Raw genomic sequence first — 2,705 nt, forward strand, 5'->3', positions numbered from 1 at the left:
ATGATGTAGCTCACAAAATCGTCGCCACGCAACCGCATTGGCTTGGGCGTGTTTATGGCTGAATGGTAAACAGGCCTTAGCCAAACCTGCGAATGGAATCATCATGTTATGGCCAATTGTAAACAGCTCTTGGTGCCACTTTTCCCCGGTTCACGCCGACAATGCCGCTAGTGCCTTGGCCGCATCCGGGTTGCCCTGTTCTGCCGCCCGCGTCAGCCATTCGCGCGCTTTTGCCGTGTCCTGCGCGACGCCCTCGCCGTCGCGGTAATGCAAGGCGAGGCGGTATTGCGCTACGGGATGGCCCTGCAACGCAGCCTGTTCATAGTATTGCACTGCCCGCACCGCATTCGCCGCGACGCCCTTGCCGTATTCAAAGAGGATGCCGAGCGCAAGCTGCGCCGGGGTGTAATGCTGTTGTGCTGCCCGCTCGTACCACTGGAAGGCTTGCGCGAAGCCTTGTGGCACGACCTCGCCCGTCTGATAGAGCACGCCGAGCGCGTATTGTGCCGCCGCATCGCCCTGCCGCGCTGCACTCCGGTATGCCGTGATTTGGCGGCTGTCCACCGCGGCGACCGTGCTGTCGCGTTGTACCGCACCGGGCGGGTCGGCAACCGGCGCGTTTGCCCGTCGTGCCGCGTCATTCCAGTAATTCGCCAGCACACGATCCGGCACGCCGTAATCGCGATTGGCAAACATCGCCCCAAGCGCCCGTTGCGCCGCGCCGTCGCCCTGTATCGCCGCCTGCACCAGCCACAGGCGCGCGCTGTCGCAGGCCTTCGCCTTGACGTGATACTGGTACAACCGTCGCGCTTCATCGCAGTAACGGATGCCGAGGCGATACTGCGCGCGGATGTTGCCGCCCGCTGCCGCCTGCGCAAACCATGCCTGCGCCTGCGCTTCGTCGCGGAGAAAGATGCGGTTGTCGTCGTAAATGCAGGCGAGGCAGAACTGCGCCCAGACGTCGCCCGCTTCCGCTGCGGTTTGCACCGCTGCCCGCGCCCGGCGGCAATCGCCCGCTGCCCAATCCGCCAATGCCTGCTGCATCGCCGCTGACGGCGTGTTTGCTGCCGCCCCGGCGGCGATTTGCCGGTACGCCTGCTGCGCCGGGAGGTCGCCGCACAATACTGCCTGCGCGTAATGTTGCCGCGCCTGCGCCACATTTCCGGCGCGTTCTGCCAGCACGCCGAGGTTAAACCACGCCCGCGGCTCGCCCTGCGCCGCAGCTTGCGTCAGTCCCTCGCATTGCGCCGCCGCCGGGTCGCATACGGCAAGATTGTTCTGCGCGGCGGCCAATCCCTGCGCGGCGGCCTGCGCGAACCATTGTTGCGCCTGCGCAGTGTCGCCATTGTGCAACGCCTGTAACCCCAGCGCGTTCTGCGCATCGGCATCGCCCGCCGCCGCGGCGCGTGCCATCCAGCGCCATGCCAGCGCCTCGTCACGCGCCACGCCTTTGCCATGCAGATACTGCAAGGCGAGGCGGAATTGCGCCGGAGCGAAATCTTGCGCGGCGGCTTTTTCGTAATAATTGTGCGCCTGCGCCCAATCGCAGTGATCGTCCTCACCGCTTTCATATGCCAGGGCGAGATTAAATTGCCCCATGGCATCATTTTGTGCGGCGGCCTCGGCGAAGCATTCGGTCGCCTTGGGGTCATCCGCAAAAATGTTTCGCTTATTGGCAGCGTAGATACAACCGAGAAAATTCTGCGCCGGGGCATCACCTTCCGCAGCCAGTTTTTTCAATATCTCGCGTGTATAGGAGCCGGATTCCATCAGGCGGAGCGGATCATGAGTCTTTTCTGTCCAATAACGAATCTGTGCCAAATGTCCGCGTGCCACAAATTCCCTTTCATTTTTTACCTCATATAAAGCTGCCCTTGCGGGGTAATGATCGGAAACGATGAGCGTGCCATCCAGATACATCAGTGCCAGCAAATAATGGGCATCCGCATCGCCGTCTGCTGCCAATTCACGCATCAGGGCAAAAGCGGTCAAACGGTCGCCCGCCTGATGCGCGGCAAACGCCTGTTGCCACAGCGCATTTTTTTCCGCCTGCAATGCGGGGAAGACTGCCGCGACGCGCGGCAACATTTGCGGCGGAATGCCGAGATAACGCGGCGTACTGCCCGCCAGACGCAAACCGTCGGCAAAAATGGCGCCACCGTCTTCATAAAAACGGGCGAGACGCCGCGCCGCTTCAGCATTTCCCTGCATTGCCGCTTTTTCCAGCCATTGCTGCGCCCTGCTTTCATCTGCTGCGACGCCCAGACCTTTTTCATACATCACGCCGAGATAATATTGTGCGCGAGTATTATTCTGTGCGGCAGCCTTTTCATACCATGTCAATGCCTGTTCGTAATCCTGTGGCCTTCCTTTGCCGCATTCATAGAGCCATCCCAGATTGCATTCCGCCCAAGCGTGCCCTTGCTGCGCGGATTTTTCATACCATGTAAATGCCTTTTCATAATCCTGTGTAACCCCTGTGCCATCCCGGTATAAATTGGCGAGGTTGTATTGCGCATACATATCACCCTGCATCGCGGCTTTTTCGTACCACTCGACAGCTTTGGCATAATTTCGGGAGACACCCTTTCCCGTTTCATACAATATGCCAAGACTGTTCTGCCCTCTCATGCTCCCTTGCAATGCCGCCTTTTCATACCATGCGAAGGCTTTTTCATAATCCTGGACGACGCCTTTGCCTGTTT

The 2,705-nt window shown here is 60.0% G+C and carries 1 protein-coding gene; it reads right to left on the reverse strand.

Features of this window, described 5'->3' with window-relative positions; genetic code table 11:
- Positions 1-150: 150 nt before the first annotated feature.
- Positions 151-2,705 (reverse strand): tetratricopeptide repeat protein (locus Q0349_RS13305; RefSeq protein WP_366916332.1); only part of this gene is annotated, 2,555 nt, incomplete at its 5' end.

It is taken from the genome of uncultured Cardiobacterium sp., from assembly GCF_938028185.1.
In the GTDB taxonomy this organism is placed as follows: Bacteria; Pseudomonadota; Gammaproteobacteria; order Cardiobacteriales; family Cardiobacteriaceae; genus Cardiobacterium.